At 59.0% G+C, this 17003-nt stretch carries 13 protein-coding genes; all 13 read left to right on the top strand.

The window, feature by feature from the left end; translation table 11 throughout:
- Nucleotides 1–40: 40 nt before the first annotated feature.
- The 13 genes from GGD66_RS11600 (at nucleotide 41) to GGD66_RS11540 (ending at nucleotide 16047) form a co-directional block, all read left to right on the top strand.
- On the top strand, nucleotides 41–1099 hold the full coding sequence (locus GGD66_RS11600; RefSeq protein ID WP_183257788.1) for an ABC transporter substrate-binding protein: 1059 nt from the start codon (nucleotides 41–43) through the stop codon (nucleotides 1097–1099).
- 78 nt (nucleotides 1100–1177) lie between these two features.
- Nucleotides 1178–2428, top strand: a complete 1251-nt coding sequence (locus GGD66_RS11595) for an ABC transporter permease (RefSeq protein WP_183257787.1) — start codon at nucleotides 1178–1180, stop codon at nucleotides 2426–2428.
- Nucleotides 2429–2432: 4 nt separating this feature from the next.
- Nucleotides 2433–3263 (top strand): ABC transporter permease, encoded by an 831-nt coding sequence (locus GGD66_RS11590; RefSeq protein WP_183257786.1) that lies wholly within the window; start codon nucleotides 2433–2435, stop codon nucleotides 3261–3263.
- Between the two features lie 566 nt (nucleotides 3264–3829).
- On the top strand, nucleotides 3830–4765 hold the full coding sequence (locus tag GGD66_RS11585) for a serine hydrolase (protein ID WP_246788840.1): 936 nt from the start codon (nucleotides 3830–3832) through the stop codon (nucleotides 4763–4765).
- A gap of 436 nt (nucleotides 4766–5201) precedes the next feature.
- Nucleotides 5202–5579, top strand: a complete 378-nt coding sequence (locus GGD66_RS11580) for a RidA family protein (RefSeq protein WP_183257785.1) — start codon at nucleotides 5202–5204, stop codon at nucleotides 5577–5579.
- Complete coding sequence (locus tag GGD66_RS11575) at nucleotides 5576–6646, top strand: dipeptidase (RefSeq protein WP_183257784.1); 1071 nt, start codon at nucleotides 5576–5578, stop codon at nucleotides 6644–6646. Before GGD66_RS11580 ends, GGD66_RS11575 begins: the two co-directional genes overlap by 4 nt.
- 1252 nt (nucleotides 6647–7898) lie before the next feature.
- Complete coding sequence (locus tag GGD66_RS11570; RefSeq protein ID WP_183257783.1) at nucleotides 7899–9473, top strand: ABC transporter substrate-binding protein; 1575 nt, start codon at nucleotides 7899–7901, stop codon at nucleotides 9471–9473.
- A gap of 20 nt (nucleotides 9474–9493) precedes the next feature.
- On the top strand, nucleotides 9494–10744 hold the full coding sequence (locus tag GGD66_RS11565; protein WP_312014110.1) for a serine hydrolase: 1251 nt from the start codon (nucleotides 9494–9496) through the stop codon (nucleotides 10742–10744).
- A 72-nt stretch (nucleotides 10745–10816) separates the two neighbouring features.
- On the top strand, nucleotides 10817–11758 hold the full coding sequence (locus tag GGD66_RS11560) for an ABC transporter permease (RefSeq protein WP_183257782.1): 942 nt from the start codon (nucleotides 10817–10819) through the stop codon (nucleotides 11756–11758).
- A gap of 41 nt (nucleotides 11759–11799) precedes the next feature.
- Complete coding sequence (locus tag GGD66_RS11555; RefSeq protein WP_312014109.1) at nucleotides 11800–12633, top strand: ABC transporter permease; 834 nt, start codon at nucleotides 11800–11802, stop codon at nucleotides 12631–12633.
- 8 nt (nucleotides 12634–12641) lie between these two features.
- A complete protein-coding gene (locus tag GGD66_RS11550) occupies nucleotides 12642–13655 on the top strand; it encodes an ABC transporter ATP-binding protein (protein WP_183257780.1) in 1014 nt (337 codons plus the stop codon).
- On the top strand, nucleotides 13652–14653 hold the full coding sequence (locus GGD66_RS11545) for an ABC transporter ATP-binding protein (protein ID WP_183257779.1): 1002 nt from the start codon (nucleotides 13652–13654) through the stop codon (nucleotides 14651–14653). The genes GGD66_RS11550 and GGD66_RS11545 overlap by 4 nt, the downstream gene beginning before the upstream one ends.
- A gap of 647 nt (nucleotides 14654–15300) precedes the next feature.
- On the top strand, nucleotides 15301–16047 hold the full coding sequence (locus tag GGD66_RS11540; protein WP_183257778.1) for an SDR family NAD(P)-dependent oxidoreductase: 747 nt from the start codon (nucleotides 15301–15303) through the stop codon (nucleotides 16045–16047).
- Nucleotides 16048–17003: the final 956 nt, after the last annotated feature.

Below are 17003 nucleotides of genomic sequence, written 5' to 3'. Positions count from 1 at the left end.
TCCTACTCCGCGAGGAGCTGCACAGCAGGGAAAGAGAGAGATGATAAAGATAACTACGACAGCCGGCGCCTTGGCCGGCATCGCCTTGGCAGCCGCTGTAGTTGGGCAAGTCATGCCTGCGAATGCGGGCGACCAGTTGACGATCACCGGCTTTGGTGGACCCGGTCAAGAAATCGAAAGCAAGGTCTATTTCGAGCCCTTCACGAAAGCGACTGGGATCAAGATCGCGCAGGACGTGTGGAATGGCTCCGAGCTCGCCAAGGTTCGCGCCATGGTAGAGACCAGGACCGTGACCTGGGATGTGGTCCTCGCCGGCTCACAGCAAGTCGCATTGTGCGACGAGGGCCTCCTTGAGCAAATCGACTGGAAGAAGCTGGGCCTCGACCGGGCCAAGTTCGGTGAGGGCGGCAAAGCTGATTGCGGTGTGCCGCAGGCAGAGAATCCCCAAGGCATCATCTATGACAAGGACAAGCTGTCGAACGGTCCAAAGACAATTGCCGATCTGTTCGACCTGAAGAACTTCCCAGGCAAACGGGGTTTAAACAAGACCCCCAAAACAACACTCGAATACGCACTGATTGCCGACGGTGTGAAGGCCGAGGACGTCTACAAGGTTCTTAACAGGCCCGAAGGCGTGGACCGCGCCTTCAAGAAGCTCGATACGATCAAGAAGGACATCGTCTGGTGGGTGTCCGGCGCCCAGTCAAGGCAGCTACTCGCCGACGATCAGGTTATCATGACCGCTGATTGGTCGCCTCAAACCAGCGCGGACGCGATTAGAAAAGCCGGCAAGCATGTAGGTATCTTGTGGAACTCGGCGATATTGAACACGACCTTCTGGGTCATTCCGAAGGGTGATCCGCGACTTGACGACGCCTACAAGTTCATCGCGTTCGCATCTTCGCCTCAGGCGCAGGCCAACATGGTGCGATTGTCATGGGTCAATCCCGCCAACAAGGACGCGATTGGACTTGTCGATCCGGCGATCCTATCCGGCCTTCCGACTGCGGCTGACAATCCGGTGCAGTATAGCCCCAAGTTCTGGGCCGATAAGGGGGACGAGTTGAACCAGCGCTTTGCCGCCTGGCTCGCGAAGTAATACCCAAGACAGAAGGAATCGCGGGGAGAATTTCCGTTCTCCCCGCCACATCCAACGGATGAACTGAGAGAGGAATAGATGGCGACAATGGCGCTCCAAATCGCCGGCAGCCCCAGCGGCGTGGCGCTGCGGGCCAAGCTGCAGCGAGCTGAGCGCTGGCGCAAGCTGAGGGCCTTTTCCCTCGTCCTTCCGATGCTGCTGGTCGTCTTAACCGCCTTCGTCCTGCCTATTGGCCGGATGATGTTTAACGCGATCCACGACGATACACTTCTGACCTTGATGCCGCGGACGATGGCAGCGCTAAGCGCCTGGGACGGCAAGGGCCTCCCCGACGAGACCGTCTATGCCGCACTTGCAGGCGAGCTGAAAGGGGCTTGGGCGCAGAAGACCGCAGCCCAGATCGGTAAGAGGATGAATTATGAGCTGCCTGGCGCCAGCAGTCAGGTAACGTCGAGCGCCCGCAAGGCGAGCACTCTGTCCGCCGGCCCCTACAAGGCGGCGTTGATCGAAATTAATTCGCTCTGGGGGCAGCACGACGTCTGGAGTCTGCTGAAGCGCGGAAGCTCGGCCTATACGGCCTATTACCTGCTGCGTGCGGTTGATCACCAATATGGTCCCGACAGCCAGATCGTCGCCTCGCCGCCGGAGAATGCGATCTTCCGCGACACCTTCCTGCGCACGCTGGGCATCAGCATCGGCGTGACCGCCGTGACCCTGCTGCTGGGCTTCCCGGTGGCCTATCTCCTGGCAAGATTGCCGCCGAGGACAAGCAATCTGCTGATGATCATGGTCGTGATGCCGTTCTGGACCTCGGTGCTGGTGCGCACCGCGGCCTGGGTCGTGCTTTTACAGCAGCACGGCGTCGTCAACGAAGCGCTGATGGCGCTGCACGTCATATCGCAGCCAGCTGAGCTTATCTTCAACCGCCTCGGCACGGTTGTGGCCATGAGCCATATCCAGCTACCCGTCACGCTGCTGCCGATCTACAGCGTGATGAAGGCGATTTCGCCCAGCTACGTTCGCGCCGCCCGCTCGCTCGGCGCCGGACCGTTCTACGCCTTCTGGAAGGTCTACTTCCCGTTGACTCTGCCGGGGATCGCCGCCGGCTGTCTGCTAACCTTCATTCTTTGCTTGGGCTATTACATCACCCCTGCGCTCGTCGGGGGACCGAATGACCAGATGATCAGCTACTTCGTCGCCTACTACACGAACGAGGAGCTCAATTGGGGCATGGCCTCAGCTCTTGGCGCAACCCTGCTCACCGCAACCGTGCTGCTCTACTACGTGTACAACAAGCTGGTCGGCCCCGACCGGATCAAGATCGGGTGACAACATGGCTTCTTTTGCCTATACATCTCCGATGGAGAAGGGCTGGCACTATCTGCACCGGCTGATCTGCGGGGCGGTACTGCTGTTTCTCATTGCACCGATCCTTGTGATCGTCCCGCTCTCGTTCAACTCCGTGCCCTTCTTCAGCTATCCGATGCCGGGGCTATCTCTACGTTGGTATCAGGAGTTCTTCCTGACCAGCCGGTGGCAGGGCGCGCTGTACAATTCGACCCTTGTCGCAGCGTCAGTCACGCCGTTATCAACGGCGCTAGGTACTCTTGCCGCCCTTGGGCTGAGCCGGCCGAACTTCCCCTGGCGCACCGCGGTGATGAGCCTATTGATCACACCCATGATCGTCCCGTCCGTAATCACTGCGGTGGCCGTGTATTTCTTCTACGCGAGTGTTGGGCTGCTCAACAGCTATGCCGGGCTTATCCTGGCGCACACCCTGCTTGCCACTCCATTCGTCGTCATCACTGTGACGGCGACCTTGATGGGGTTTGACCACTCACTGAGCCGCGCAGCTGCCAGTCTCGGCGCGCCGCCGATCACGGTGTTCTTCAAGATCATCCTGCCACTCATTCTTCCAGGGATGATCTCAGGGGCGCTCTTCGCCTTTCTCACCTCCTTTGACGAGGTGGTGGTCACCCTTTTCGTAGCCAGCGCCGAGCAGCGCACCTTACCGAAGGTCATGTTTTCCGGCATCCGCGAGGAGATGAATCCGACCATTACTGCCGCCGCCACCGTGCTGATCCTGTTCTCAATCGCCGTGCTGACCGCCCTCGAACTGCTGCGGCGGCGGTCGGAGCGCCTGCGAGGGATCGGCAACACCTGAAGGAAATGAAATGTCTTTGATCCGGCCCTCCGAAAACCTTTGGGAATTTCGGGATACTTGCAAACCTTACGTTCTGAAAAGTCGTACAGAGTGTTTGCTAACCGATACCGGATCCGGCGGATCATGGGGCAATCATCCCCTCACCGGGCTGTCCTGGCCTACAGCCAGATCGAAGCCATGGCTGACTTGGGTGCCAGTTATTCGATGGTCGAGAAATGTCAACGAGAATGGAAAAAGGCTGCAAACCTGCCGGCGGCAGCGCACTGGCAGAGTCGGTTTCGCAGCAAAAGCTAAGGAGCCGCAAGACGATGGGATCTTCAGGAGATTTGATGGGATCAACGGAGAAATCACCTACCGCAAACTCTCCGTGCGGCTCCGAACCTCTGCCGCCAGGCGTGAAGGTGGATTCAGTTTACTTGCGGTGGATGCCTGAGCAGCGAGCCGTCGGCTATCGCAACATGAACAAGCTTGATGCCACTCGTATAGTCCGCCGTGGCGTAAACTCTCGCGCTCTACCCGTTGCTACTCGCCAAATTTCGCCCCGCTGGACTTGGCACGATGAGGCCATGGACTTGGACCGCTATATGACGTCAATGCGCACCGCAGGTGTCGTAGTGCTTAAAGATGGTGAAATCCTCCTTGAACGCTATGGCCTCGGGCATACAGAAAATGATAGCTGGTACGCCTTTTCCGTTACCAAGTCAGTAACTGCAATTCTGGCCGGCGCGGCGATCCGGGACCGCTACATCAAAAGCATGGATGCGCCGGTCCGCGACTACATCCCGGAAATGAAGGGTAGCGCCTATGACGAGGTGACCGTCCGCCAACTGTTCACCATGACATCAGGCGTCAAGTGGAATGAGGATTACTTCGATCCTAACTCAGATGTGTGCAGAGCTGGGCAATGTTGCTACGAAGCGGGCATCAACCCAATCGTCGCGTACATGCGCCATCTGCCACGAGCCGCCGAGCCGGGCACAAAACATAATTACAGTACAGGCGAATCGGACCTCGCCGGAATTTTGGTGTCGAACGCGACTGGTAAATCGATGTCGGAATACCTCTCCGAGAAGCTCTGGCAGCCTTACGGTATGGAAAAAGACGCGGACTGGGTAGTCGATCGTTTCGGCCGAGATCGAGGAGGCACTGGTCTCTCAATGACCCTGCGTGATTACGCACGCATTGGCCAATTCATGCTGGACGGCGGCAAGGCCGACGGAGCCCAGGTGCTGCCGGCCGACTGGCTAACCGACGCGACCAAAGTCCAGGCCAGCTTCCCGGCGCCACAACGCGGTCACGGCGCCGTAGGATATGGATATTTTTGGTGGATCTACAAAAACGCCTATGCGGCGCTCGGTAGTGATGGGCAAGCAATTTTTGTCTATCCGCAGGACAAGGTAGTGATCGCCGTCAACTCTGCTTGGCCCGCGCCCACTACGCCTGAGGCGCCTCAAGCTCGGGACGGCTTCGTTCATGCCCTGTATGCGGCGGCAGTGTCATAGCGCCTATCCGTCCCGCCCCTGGTCGGTCCTGGCTTAGTGACAACCGGTCACGAGCACGACGGTGTCTACCATTTCCTAATCGTGGCAGTCGCAAGGGGTTTGATCGTGCGCCCGATCTACGAGCCAGAGCTTAGCGGCAACATTATCTCTGCGACCCAATGCCCGTCGAAGTAAACAAAGAGACTGGTGCGGTCATCCAAAACAAAATGGACAGGGTTCCCTACGTAGCACAGCCCGTTCGCCACGAAAGGATAAACTGGTGCCGAAGCGAATTCATACGAGTTCGCGTCCAAAGTCTGCTCGAGGACGTGAATTTCGATGAGATGCTGCGCGATGCTCGGAATAGTTTACAGAAGCGTTGATCGTCTAATCCAGTTCCGCACATCGAACGTCAACGAGTTGGGCCTCTCAAACAAATTGAAGAAAGGTACGCACTATGATTACCTGGCGCGAGGCGGTTTTCGCAGGCGATTTGGTGATGATTTCGGGTCAGTTCGGTGTAGGAAATGGCCCGGCGGGGCCCGGGCCCGTCTTCGACGTTGCGAGGACCCGAGAGGAGCGCGTGGCTGCGCAGACTGGGCATGCGCTGAAGAACATCGTTGCTGTGCTTACAGCGAATGGCCTCACAGTCTCGGATGTGGTCAAGTGCACCGTCTCCTTGGCCTCGGCGGACGACTACAAAGCGATGAACGAGGAGTACGCGAAAGTCTTCCACACGAATCCGCCAGCGCGGACGACGGTTGCGGTGCAACTGCTGTTGCCCCACGCGCTTGTTGAGATCGATTGCGTGGCTTATCGGGGACGCAAGTCGTGAGCGTACATGAGAGTTCTTCGGATCGACTCGAACAGATCCATCAACAGACACTCTTCGTCGACATGCACGCCCACCCAGGCGGCATCCACTATCCCGACGTGTCCCGCATCGGGGCCGACGAGCTCGCGCGGTATCGCCGCGGACTCATTGACGTTATCGTCTGCAACGTCGTTGGCGACGCCACCTACACTTACGTGAAGCCCGACGGGACGTTCGGTTGGGGCAACTACCGCCCCAAACCGGGGGCCGTCTTCGCGTTCGATCTCGATCGCATCTCGGCGATTCTGAGGACCATCGACGACGACGAGGTGGTGCTGGCAGACAGCCCGGCGGCAGTGCGAGCGGCCAAGCGCAAAGGGAAGCTGGCGTTGATGCCGGCGCTTGAGGGCGCAGACGGTCTGGAAGGCCGCATCGATAACCTTCACAAACTCTATCACCGCGGCTTGCGCCTCCTCCAGTTGGTTCACATGCGCGCGAACGAGGTCGGGCACATCCAGACACATCCATACTCACCCGGGGGGCTGACGTCGTTTGGGCGCGAGGTCGTGCGCGAGTGCAATAAGCTTAGGATCATCATCGACCTGGCGCACTGCAATACGGAGACCATCATGGACACCCTTGACCTCTCCGCGCATCCGGTCATTTGCAGCCACACGGGCGTGAGAAGCCTTTGCGGACCCCCTCTCGAGTCGGAGCAGAGGATGCAGATGCGCTATGATCGCTTCCTCACCGACGAAGAAATTCGCGCCATCGCGGCGAAGGGTGGCGTTATCGGCATCATCCCGTCGGGCTGGATGCCTAACCTTAGCGACCTGATGCGCCACTTCGATCATGTTAGGCACCTCGTCGGCATCGATCATTTGGGCCTTGGTAGCGACCGAGTCGGCACCGGTACTGAGTCCCGACCTGAACCCGCTAATTGGCACACAGCAGAGTTTGGCCTCGAGGGGAATTTCCGCGCCATCAGTGATGGTTTGCTGACTCGGGGCTATTCTGCTGAAGAAGTGGGAAAGGTGATGGGCGGCAACTTCTTTCGTGTCTGGGAGCAGGTGGCGGAGGCGCACTAGCCACGCAATCCCACGGGCATGGGCATGGGCAACGGGCAGCCCTCGGGGCCGCAGCGCGTCCCGGTCCCGTCACCCGCCCGTACGAACCTTCTTGACGAACGCCACGAGCGGTTTAGGCACCGTCAGCCTTGGCTACGCTAAGGAATGCGTCTGGGACATCAGGACCTTGCCGTGCGGTGTTGATGATGAGAGGCTGTCGATCAGGCGGTGTCCCGCGAGAAGGTTGCCATAAAATAACGCGGCTAAAGGCTTCGTTGCATCCAAGCTGCGAACCAATGATCTCGCGTTCGCCGCACGTCGCGCGTGGCGTGGGTTCCATTTGGGCGGAAGCTCTCCATCCGCGTAGTAATTTCCTAGGCTTGGTCCGTTTGTGGGGCTGATAACGCCGGTCTTGCGCTCTCGGAGAGACCGCGACTTCAAATCGGAGTTCGAGGAGCGCTCTGCCAAGCAGGCCGCTTCGGCCAGAAGGACCGGCAAGGGAAACTGAAAAAGTCCACGCGGCACCAGGTGACGATTTTAGGCCCGCCCTCCTGCTCCAGAAGCTGGTCACAGACGGCAAGAAGTTCGGCGACTTCAGACAGCTGTAGCGTCACTCCACCGTGACCGTCTAGTCGCTCGCCTGCTCTCGTGCGTCGAGCCAAACGAAAATTGTTGAGACAAAAGCTTCGCATTTCAAGTCTTCCGCGCAGAATTACTGCTCTGCTGCGCTTCATATTGCGCAAATGCCGATCCCGAGGCTGGTACTAATAATCCAAGAATAAAACCTCTTACTGACGTGGTCGCCCTGCTCGGCCAGGCGTCAGCCAGGGCAGTGGCGTGATTTCCGAGGTGTTCATGATCTTTACGATACGGTGTGAGGCGGCGCACAAGACTAGAAAGAATAGCGCTCCACCGGAGATCGAGAGCTCGGCAGTTGGCGCCTGGACAGCAGGAGCAGTGGGCTGGGCACCCTCACGTGAGTAATCTCGACTACTGACAGGCGTGCGGGATGCGACGCGTATCGGGAAGCTGTTGGCGCATTCAGGAGGGCGCTGTCGAGCCGGCAATAAATCTCACAAGCGGCGAAGGCTGGTGCCTGGCGCTGGGTAGTTCGACCTCTCCGCTCCCTTGGCGCGTAGCCGAACACGGTGGCCGCGTACGCTGGGCGCTTTGGAGGATTGTTCAGGAATTCGGCGCTTGGTCAAAGTCCCGACTGGCTCGAGCCTCTGATGTGGGACCGCGAAATAGTAGATTTACATGAGGAGATGATAACATGGACGAGTTCACGCGCCGCGCGATCATTCAAGCCAGCCTCGCTGCTGTCGGTACGGCCGCCGTCCCACGCATAGCGATCGGCCAAGGTCGCAAGATCATCAGGGCGGTCGGCAAGATCGATGTATATGACCCGGTTGTGGGTACATCCTACGCCACGTCCCGCCACGCCTGCCAAGTCTACGACACGCTATTCGGCCTTGACCAGCAAGGAATTCCGCGTCCCCAGATGGTGGGCAAGTACGAGGTCTCGGACGACAAGCTCACCTGGACCTTCGAATTACGCGAGGGGCTCAAGTTTCACGACAACGCACCCGTTACGGCGGCAGACGTCGTTCCCTCGATCCGACGTTGGGCGGCGCGGTCTGGCTTGGGTTCCGCGCTGTCGGAGTCGTTAAAGGACATTACACCTAGAGGCGAAAAAACCTTCACACTCGAACTCAAGGAACGCTTCGGTCTGGTGCTGGAGGCGCTCTCGTGGCCGTTCATCATGCGAAAAAAGGAGGCAGAGACTGACCCGACGGTGAAGATCAGGGAGATCGTTGGTTCGGGCCCGTTCAAGTTCAACGAGGCCGAAACAAAGCCGGGAGCGCAATATGTGTATGACCGTAACCCCGACTATGTGCCCCGCAGTGAGCCGCCCAGTGGTATGGCTGGCGGCAAAGTTGTCAAGATCGACCGGTTCATGTTTGTGCACATCCCGGATCCGCAGACGGCTGTCTCCGCAGTGCAGGCGGGCGAGGTTGACTTCCTCCCCGAGACGCCAATGGACTTGCTGGACCAGCTTTCGAAAGACGAGAACGTTAAGCTAGAGGCTCTTTACGGTGGCGAGATCGGGCTCTACCGATTCAATTTTCTGCAGCCGCCTTTTGACAATGTAAAGTGTCGCCAGGCAGTGCTACACCTCGTTGACCAGTCCGAATTCCTCAAGGTGAATTTCCCCAATCCTGGCTACTACAAGGCCTGTGCGTCGTACTTTGCCTGTGGCACCTCGATGGAAAACGATGCCAATACCGACTGGTTTAAGGACGCGCCCAATGTAGAAAAGGCGAAGCAGCTCCTGAAGGAGGGAGGCTATGACGGTCGTCCTGTTGTAATCCTGCAGCCAACCGACTGGCTGAATGGAAAGGTCGCTGCCGAGATCCTTGCCGCACAATTGCGCCGCGCCGGCGTCAACGTGCAGCTCGATGCAATGGCCTGGGCCGGGCTCGTGGCGCGCCGCGCCGTGAGGGGGCCTCAGGACCAGGGTGGCTGGAACATCTTTCCCTCATCGATAGCTGCCGCGGATGCTGCCTTCCCGCTCGGCGTTCTTCAGCAGGCGAACGGCGACAAAGGCATGTGGGGTTGGCCGAGCGACGCGAAGCATGAGGAGCTGCGTAAGAAGTGGGGCCAAGCCGACTCGATCGACGAGCGAAAAAAGATCGCGCGTGAGATGCAGGACAATGCTTGGAACTACGTGCTCTATGTTTGGTACGGCCAGTGGGTCCAGCCGTCGCTGATGCGCGCCAACATCAAAGGCATGCTCAAGAGCCCCTCGGGCTATTTCATACCTTGGTGGAACGTAGACAAGGTTTAGAACTCAAACCTGGTGCTCCAGTGAATCTTCCTGAACAGATGTTCGAATTAGACGGCAAGCAGTATCCAAATCCACAAGCGTCTGATCCACGCGAGTGCGGCTGGATGCTCGGTTCGCCACCACCCGCCGACAAGCGTATCTCGTTCGAAAGCAGCAACTTCAGGCTGTTTCCGAGGAGGCGTTGGTCGTTTTCGCACATGCGCGAGCTTGCGCCCACGGTAAACGTGTGGCGCGGCCCCGGCGCGCCTTCGCTGTTCGAACGCTACGATCGGTCGGCCGAGATCGACGAGATGAAGTCCACCGACTTGGAGGGCCGCACTCGCAGATTCGACGAAGCCCTCATCGACACCTATGCCGACGGGATGGTGGTGCTGCATCGCGGGCGCATCGTGTATGAACGCTACTTCGGTGCGCTCGAGCCGCACCTGCCACATCACTGCATGTCGATCACGAAGTCGTACGCAGGAACGCTCGCCGCCTCGTTCCTGCATGAAGGCGAGCTTGAGGCCGACAGGACGATCTCGCACTACGTGCCCGAGTTGCGTGGGTCCGGGTGGGAGGACGCGACAGTGCGTCAGGTGATGGACATGCAAGTCGCAGTCAACTACCGCGAGGACAGAATCGAAGCCTGGTCCTTCGCGAGCGGCAGCTGGCCGCGCCCGGCCAGCTACGCTGGGCCGGCTACCTTATGCGATTACATGCGCACGGTGAAGAAGGAGGGCGTGCACGGCGAGGTCTTCGACTACAAGACTGTCAACACCGATGTGTTGGCGTGGGTGCTGGCGCGCGTGACCGGCCGTTCGTTCACGCAACTGCTTCAGGAGCGCCTGTGGGCGCCGCTCGGCTGCGAGCAGGACGGCTACATCACGGTGGATCCGGCTGGTACGCCGAGCGCCGGCGGCGGTCTGTTCGCAACGCTGCGCGACGTGGCGCGCTTCGGAGAACTCATGCGGCGAGAAGGCGACTGGAACGGCAAGCAGCTCATTCCCGCCTCGGTCGTGTCCGACATACAACGAGGCGACGATCCGGCCAAGCTCGCGAGGGCGGGGTATACCCTGCTGCCCGGTTACTCGTATCGCAGCATGTGGTGGATCTCGCACAACGAGTTAGGCGCGTTCGAGGGCCGGGGTTCCTACGGCCAGCGCATGTACATCGCACCGAAAGCAGAAATGGTGGCGATGCGCTTCTCGTCGCATCCTCTCGACAGAGGGGCTGGCGACGGAAACTTCATGCCACATCTGCTGGCGTTGGCCGGCAGGTTGCGCGAATAGGTCAGGCAAGCGCCAACAACAATCTAAGCAACCGCACAGCAATCGAGCAGAAAAAGCCTCGGGCATCAAATCATGTTGAGCTATATTATTAGGCGCTTGCTTTCGATCCTTCCTGTCATGCTGATCGCGGCAATCATCATCTTCGTTCTTGTACATCTCGCGCCCGGCGACCCCGCGGCAGTCATGGCAGGCAATAACGCAACGCCGCAGACCATCGCGGAGATGCGCAACAAGATGGGTCTTGACGAACCGCTTTGGTGGCAATTCGGTGTTTGGGCGCTCAATCTGCTGCAGGGCGATCTCGGCCGATCGGTCCTTTGGGACGCGCCCGTCACGACACTGCTCGCGCAACGCATTGAACCCACCCTCTCGCTCACGATCACGACTACCTTCTTTGCAGTAACCGTCGCGCTGCTGCTCGGCATAGCAGCCGCGGCGAAAGCCGGCACAGCGTTCGACCGGCTCGTAATGGCGTTCGCGGTGCTGGATTTCTCGGTACCGGTGTTCGTTGTCGGATACGTGCTCATTTATATTTTCGCGATTAAGCTGAAATGGCTTCCTGTGCAGGGCTATTCGCCCATCGCAGACGGCGTGGGGCCCTGGCTGCGCAGCCTACTGTTGCCGACACTTACTCTCGGCTTGATCTTCATCGCGCTGATTTCCCGCATTACCCGGTCCACTCTGCTCGAGGTGCTCGGCGAGGACTTCATGCGAACGGCGCGTGCCAAAGGCGTCGCGGGTGGGCCGCTGCTGCTGAAGCACGCGCTGAAGAACGCGGCGCTGCCGATCGTTACTGTGATTGGCATGGGGCTTGGTTTTCTCATCGGCGGAGCCGTTATCACCGAAACGGTGTACAACATCCCCGGCATGGGACGGCTCCTCGTCGACGCCATCTCCCAACGTGACTATCCGGTCATCCAGGGCGTTACGCTCGTGTTCTCGGCGGTGTACATGCTCGTCAATCTTGCAGTCGATCTTTCCTATCCCCTGTTCGACCCAAGGATCCGTTACTAATGTCCACGCTCGTTAACGAAGGTACTGCGGCGGCGCCGCAAGTGCGCAACGGCATCGGCGACTTCGTGCGCCGCAACCCGACGATTGTGTTGGGCATGGCGCTGCTTGCTTTCGCCGGCGTGGTCGCCATCGCCGCGCCCCTGATCACGGGAGATCCTCTCGCCATCTCCACCGGCGATCGCTTGCGAGCGCCGGACGCCGAGCATTGGTTTGGCACCGACACGCTCGGCCGGGACGTCTTTGCCAGGACGGTCTATGGCGCGCGTATCTCGCTCGCGGTTGGGCTTTCCGTGGCGGCGCTGTCGGTCACCATCGGCCTCATGATCGGTCTAATCGCTGGTTATTATCGATGGATCGACGCCTTCATCATGCGGTTTATGGATGCGATGATGGCGATCCCCTCGATCCTGCTCGCGATCGCGCTCGTCGCCGTCACCAAGGGCGGTCTGGCCATCGTCATTATCGCCATCACCATTCCGGAAATCCCGCGCGTCGTGCGCCTCACGCGCTCGGTTGTGCTGTCGACACGCGAGTTGGCCTTCGTGGAAGCCGCCATTGCTTCCGGCAGCCGCGACTTCAAGATCATCCGTCGCCATCTTCTACCCAGCACGATCGCCTCGCTGGTCGTGCTGGCAACCTACGTCATAGCGGCAGCTATGCTGTCGGAGGCGGCGTTGTCCTTTCTCGGTGTCGGAGTGCCGCCTGAGATTCCCACCTGGGGCAACATGATCTCGGAGCATCGGCTCTACCTAGCGCGCGCGCCCTGGACTATTTTTTTCCCCGGCGCGTTCCTGACCATCGTGGTGCTCGCCGTTAACCTGCTGGGCGATGGGCTGCGCGACCGCCTAGACCCTCGCCTCGCCCGCCGGATGTGAGCTAGACGATGACTGAAACTGTCAGCACGCCCGCAACGTCGTCCATCCTCAGCGTCGAGAATCTGCGCACCCATTTCTTCACGCAAGATGGTGTCACGCGCGCGGTAGACGGCGTGAGTTTCGATGTCAAAGCTGGCGATACACTCGGCATCGTCGGCGAAAGCGGTTGCGGCAAAAGTGTCACAGCACTGTCGATAATGCGCCTGCTGCCGCCTAAGCTCGCGCGCACCGTCAGTGGGCGCGTGCGCCTTGAGGGGCAGGACATCCTGACACTCAACGAAGCCGATATGCGCGAAATTCGCGGCAACCACATGGCGATGATCTTCCAGGAGCCGATGACATCGCTTAACCCAGTGCTCACCATCGGTGATCAAATTGCCGAGGCGGTGATGATCCACCAGAAGAGGACCGCGCCGGAGGCGATGGAGCGTGCGGCCGAGATGCTACGTCTGGTGCGCATTCCCGATGCCGAGCGGCGCCTGAAGGACTACCCGCACCAGTTCTCCGGCGGCATGCGCCAGCGCGTGATGATCGCCATGGCACTGTCCTGCAATCCGCGACTGCTGATCGCCGACGAGCCTACAACGGCGCTCGACGTCACTATCCAAGCGCAGATTCTGCGCCTGATGCTGGAGGTGAAGGAACGCATCGGCGCCGCCGTCATACTTATCACCCACGATCTCGGCGTCGTCGCGGAGACTTGCCAGCGCGTAATCGTCATGTATGCGGGGCAAAAGATCGAGGAAGCTGAGGTGAATGAACTATTCGATCAGCCGCTGCATCCATACACCCGCGCGCTGATCGCGTCGCTTCCGCGGCGGGGCAGCGCAGCGCGATCTAAACGTCTCTCCGAAATCCCAGGTATCGTGCCGACGCTCAATCAGCCAATACGGGGCTGCGCCTTCGCGCCACGCTGCGCGCATGCCACCGAGCGCTGCCGTGCCGAGGCGCCGCCGTTCGCGCCGCAGGGGGAGACGCATTTCGTCGCCTGCTGGGAAGCAGTGAGGGGGCTGGCCGCATGAATACCCCCGCGCTCGAAGTTTCGAACCTTCAGAAGTACTTCTCCGTGCACCGGGGGCTGCTGCGGCGAGAGGTTGCGCAGATCAGGGCGGTGGCCGGAGTCACATTCTCTGTCGCACGCGGCGAAACTCTTTGCCTGGTCGGGGAGAGCGGCTGCGGCAAGTCTACTGTGGCCAAGCTCGTCATGCGCCTCACCAAACCAACCGGCGGCACAATCCGGCTCGACGGCAAGGACGTAACGAACCTTGACGAAGGGGAGTTGCGGCAGCACCGGCGACACGTGCAGATGGTCTTCCAGGACCCGTACGCATCACTCAATCCGAAGGTCACCGCCAGCACCATTGTGGGCGAGCCGATCGAGAACTTCGAGGGACTGTCCGCCTCCGAGCGAGAAGAGCGGGTCGCGGCTATCCTGCAGAAGGTGGGTCTGCGCTCAGATGCGATGCGGCGGTATCCATTCGAATTTTCGGGCGGCCAGCGCCAGCGCCTCGCTATCGCGCGCGCGCTGGCGGTAAATCCGAGCCTTATCGTCGCTGATGAGCCCGTGTCCGCGCTCGACGTATCGGTGCAGGCGCAGGTGCTCAACTTGCTAATGGACCTGCAGGACGAGTTCAAGCTTGCCTATCTGTTCATCAGCCATGACTTGGGTGTCGTCGAGCACATCGGGCACCGCATCGCGGTGATGTACCTGGGACGCATCGTTGAGACCGCCCAGAAAGAAGCGATTTTCGGCGAGCCGCTGCACCCCTACACTGAGGCGCTCATCGATGCGGCACCAATCGCGGACCCGCGCCTGAAACGCGAGCGGCTATTGATCGAAGGCGACGTACCCAGCCCGATGAACCCGCCTTCCGGCTGCCACTTCCACACGCGCTGCCTCTACGCTACGCCACGCTGCCGCAGCGAGGACCCGCAACTGCGTGAAGTGGTGCCGGGCCACTTCGTCGCGTGTCACCTGCGTGAGGACGGCTATTGCGGGCGGCTGCCGCGGCCCGCGTGATCTCGTTGAAGCGAGGCCTGAAGAACCAGCCGGTGCTCCTTTTTACTGCCTCGCTCTCAAGCGAGAAACAACTTCGGCTCACCCGAGCCGAACCGAACGAGTTCTTCGTCCGGATGATCCGGATCTAGCTGCCTCACGCAATGCCTATGGCTGCATCCCCATCGAACTCGAGCCCTGGGCTGGCCTCCCGGCCTTTGCTGCTGGCGATCCTCTCGTTTTTCGCCTCTCCACGCATGCCACCAGACACGCACGAAGTTACCCGAAATGGGAGTTCGATCGTGCCTGCTTTGCCGAGAACGGGCAGAGCTTCAATCCGCATTTCGTCACGGCGGCGAGCCAGCCGATGCTGTGCTGTCAGTGCGGTATGGACGCAAGGCGAATGCATTTAGAGAATTTGTGCCGAAGAACCTCTAGGCTGCTTCGCCATGATCAATACGGCGTCGGCTTTCAGCTTCTGCCTCAAATAGCAACGCTCCCTGCAATGAACGGAATCTTGATTCCCAAATAAATTACTTCCTCATGAAAACAGCAGGGAACGATTATGTTCATCGCGACGTGCACCAGAACGTAGTTTCGGCTGCGGCCATCTCAACATGCATCATTCTTGTATGCACGACGACATTTGGTTCAAGAATTCGAGTAGGCACATGACGGATGACCCCGAAAGACTCGAATTGGAGGTTGCTGCGAAGAGTGGGGAGCGCGTTTCGCAAAAATCAACAATCTGTAGGCGGATTCTTCTATCTGGGAGCGAGGGAGGGATCGGTTCTGCAATTGCGAACCGGCTCTCGCTTGAGGGCGTGTGCCTGGCGCCCATTGGTCACCGAGAGGTCGCCACAAATGGCGTGTTAGTAGACTTCAGAAATGATCGCGAACTCGCGAACGGTGTACGTCGCGTCGGGGGTCCATTAGACGGTATCGTTTTAGCGCATGGTTTGTTCAGAGGCGGAAAGTTGCGCGAGATCAATCACCCAGATTGGAGAGAAGTTCTGGATGCTAATTTGAATAGCGTTTTCACGATTCTTTATGCCGCTGACGAATTCCTTCGAGATGGCGCGAGTATTGTCATCATCTCGTCTACTGCCGGACTAGATCATAGTTTCACCGGCGGTGCTCAGTATACAGCCAGTAAGTGGGGAGTGAATGGCTTAGTCCGTCACCTTTGCCATGAACTGGCACATCGAGAAATTCGCATTAACTCTGTTTGTCCTGGGACGATAAACACCCCTATGGCCCAAGTTTTTGGTCAAGAGGAAGCAGAGCGCATACGCGCCGTCCCACTGAGGAGGATGGGTGAACCAACCGAGGTCGCCGCAGTCGTATCCTTCCGGCTGAGTCCGGGCTCGAGTTACATCACCGGAGCAAACATTCCTGTGTCGGGCGGGTTGATTTAAGCAGGATGGTAGGCAAGGTGATTTCGCGATGCAGCATCCATGCATGAATCACTCAAGAATGTTCGCCTAACGGTCTGTCGCACTCAGTCGATAGCGAGTGTCGCCGAACTTGGCAGACGTCTCTTAGCCACTGCGCCGAAGTCGGCGATGCTCACGATGTCGAGCGACGGACGCAATCATCTGTTGGCCATAACGCGGTTCTCGATGAAAAAGACATCGGTTGAAGCTTTGAAGCTACGCGTGCGACGAGATTGTGACCGACGAGCTGAAAGTAGCGATCGACCAGTTGTGCGATGTCCTAGGGCTTTATCTCATTACGCCCGATAAGTCCTTGCTGCTATGCGCCAATGAGAATGACGCAGATCCAGGCTATCGAGCGCGCCAGCATGCTGCCCATCCGATTTGGCTCCATCGAAAGCGTCACCCACGACTACTAGCGTCATGGCACCACCACGCCGTTCGCCTCTTTCAAGGTGCTGATGGGCCAGTCATCGCCCAAGGCGAACGCCGGTACTAGCATCAGAAGTTTTCGCCTTCCTGTGTCATATCTAGGCCAGCAACCTAGTCACGTCTTGTTTCTATACAGGCCATTCCGGTCCTAGCCTTCCGCCCTTTGTGCGAGGGAATCCTGCTTTGCGATCAACAAAATTGCACGTTTTTCGCCGGCACTCGGGCATTAAGAAGAATTTGTGCCTCCGAGATGCGCTAGCGTTCGTATGGAAGAGGCAACGCTCAGATGAGATTCGATCGAAATGAACACGCTTAGCTGCCTGGGGCATGCCTTATGATTGCCTTCACTAGCTCAAAGCGTCCGGCACGTTATAAAAACTCGAGCTTCAAAAGGCACCGATGTCATAGGATATCGGCCCTACGTTAACACTTGTTGCTGAGCACGCGGATCGATGCCTTGCAGCAGACGCAACGTGAAGTAGCGTCTTGCATGTCGCCTGCGTTCA

This window comes from Bradyrhizobium sp. CIR48, from assembly GCF_014198315.1.
In the GTDB taxonomy this organism is placed as follows: Bacteria; Pseudomonadota; Alphaproteobacteria; order Rhizobiales; family Xanthobacteraceae; genus Bradyrhizobium.
Note: the sequence above shows the minus strand (reverse complement) of the source record. Positions and strands in the feature narration are given on the sequence as shown.

Coding starts and splice junctions, on each gene's coding strand:
- GGD66_RS11540 (WP_183257778.1), top strand. CDS start 15,301: ATGACGGATGACCCCGAAAGACTCGAATTGGAGGTTGCTGCGAAGAGT.
- GGD66_RS11580 (WP_183257785.1), top strand. CDS start 5,202: ATGATTACCTGGCGCGAGGCGGTTTTCGCAGGCGATTTGGTGATGATT.
- GGD66_RS11585 (WP_246788840.1), top strand. CDS start 3,830: ATGGACTTGGACCGCTATATGACGTCAATGCGCACCGCAGGTGTCGTA.
- GGD66_RS11595 (WP_183257787.1), top strand. CDS start 1,178: ATGGCGACAATGGCGCTCCAAATCGCCGGCAGCCCCAGCGGCGTGGCG.
- GGD66_RS11545 (WP_183257779.1), top strand. CDS start 13,652: ATGAATACCCCCGCGCTCGAAGTTTCGAACCTTCAGAAGTACTTCTCC.
- GGD66_RS11560 (WP_183257782.1), top strand. CDS start 10,817: ATGTTGAGCTATATTATTAGGCGCTTGCTTTCGATCCTTCCTGTCATG.
- GGD66_RS11590 (WP_183257786.1), top strand. CDS start 2,433: ATGGCTTCTTTTGCCTATACATCTCCGATGGAGAAGGGCTGGCACTAT.
- GGD66_RS11570 (WP_183257783.1), top strand. CDS start 7,899: ATGGACGAGTTCACGCGCCGCGCGATCATTCAAGCCAGCCTCGCTGCT.
- GGD66_RS11600 (WP_183257788.1), top strand. CDS start 41: ATGATAAAGATAACTACGACAGCCGGCGCCTTGGCCGGCATCGCCTTG.
- GGD66_RS11550 (WP_183257780.1), top strand. CDS start 12,642: ATGACTGAAACTGTCAGCACGCCCGCAACGTCGTCCATCCTCAGCGTC.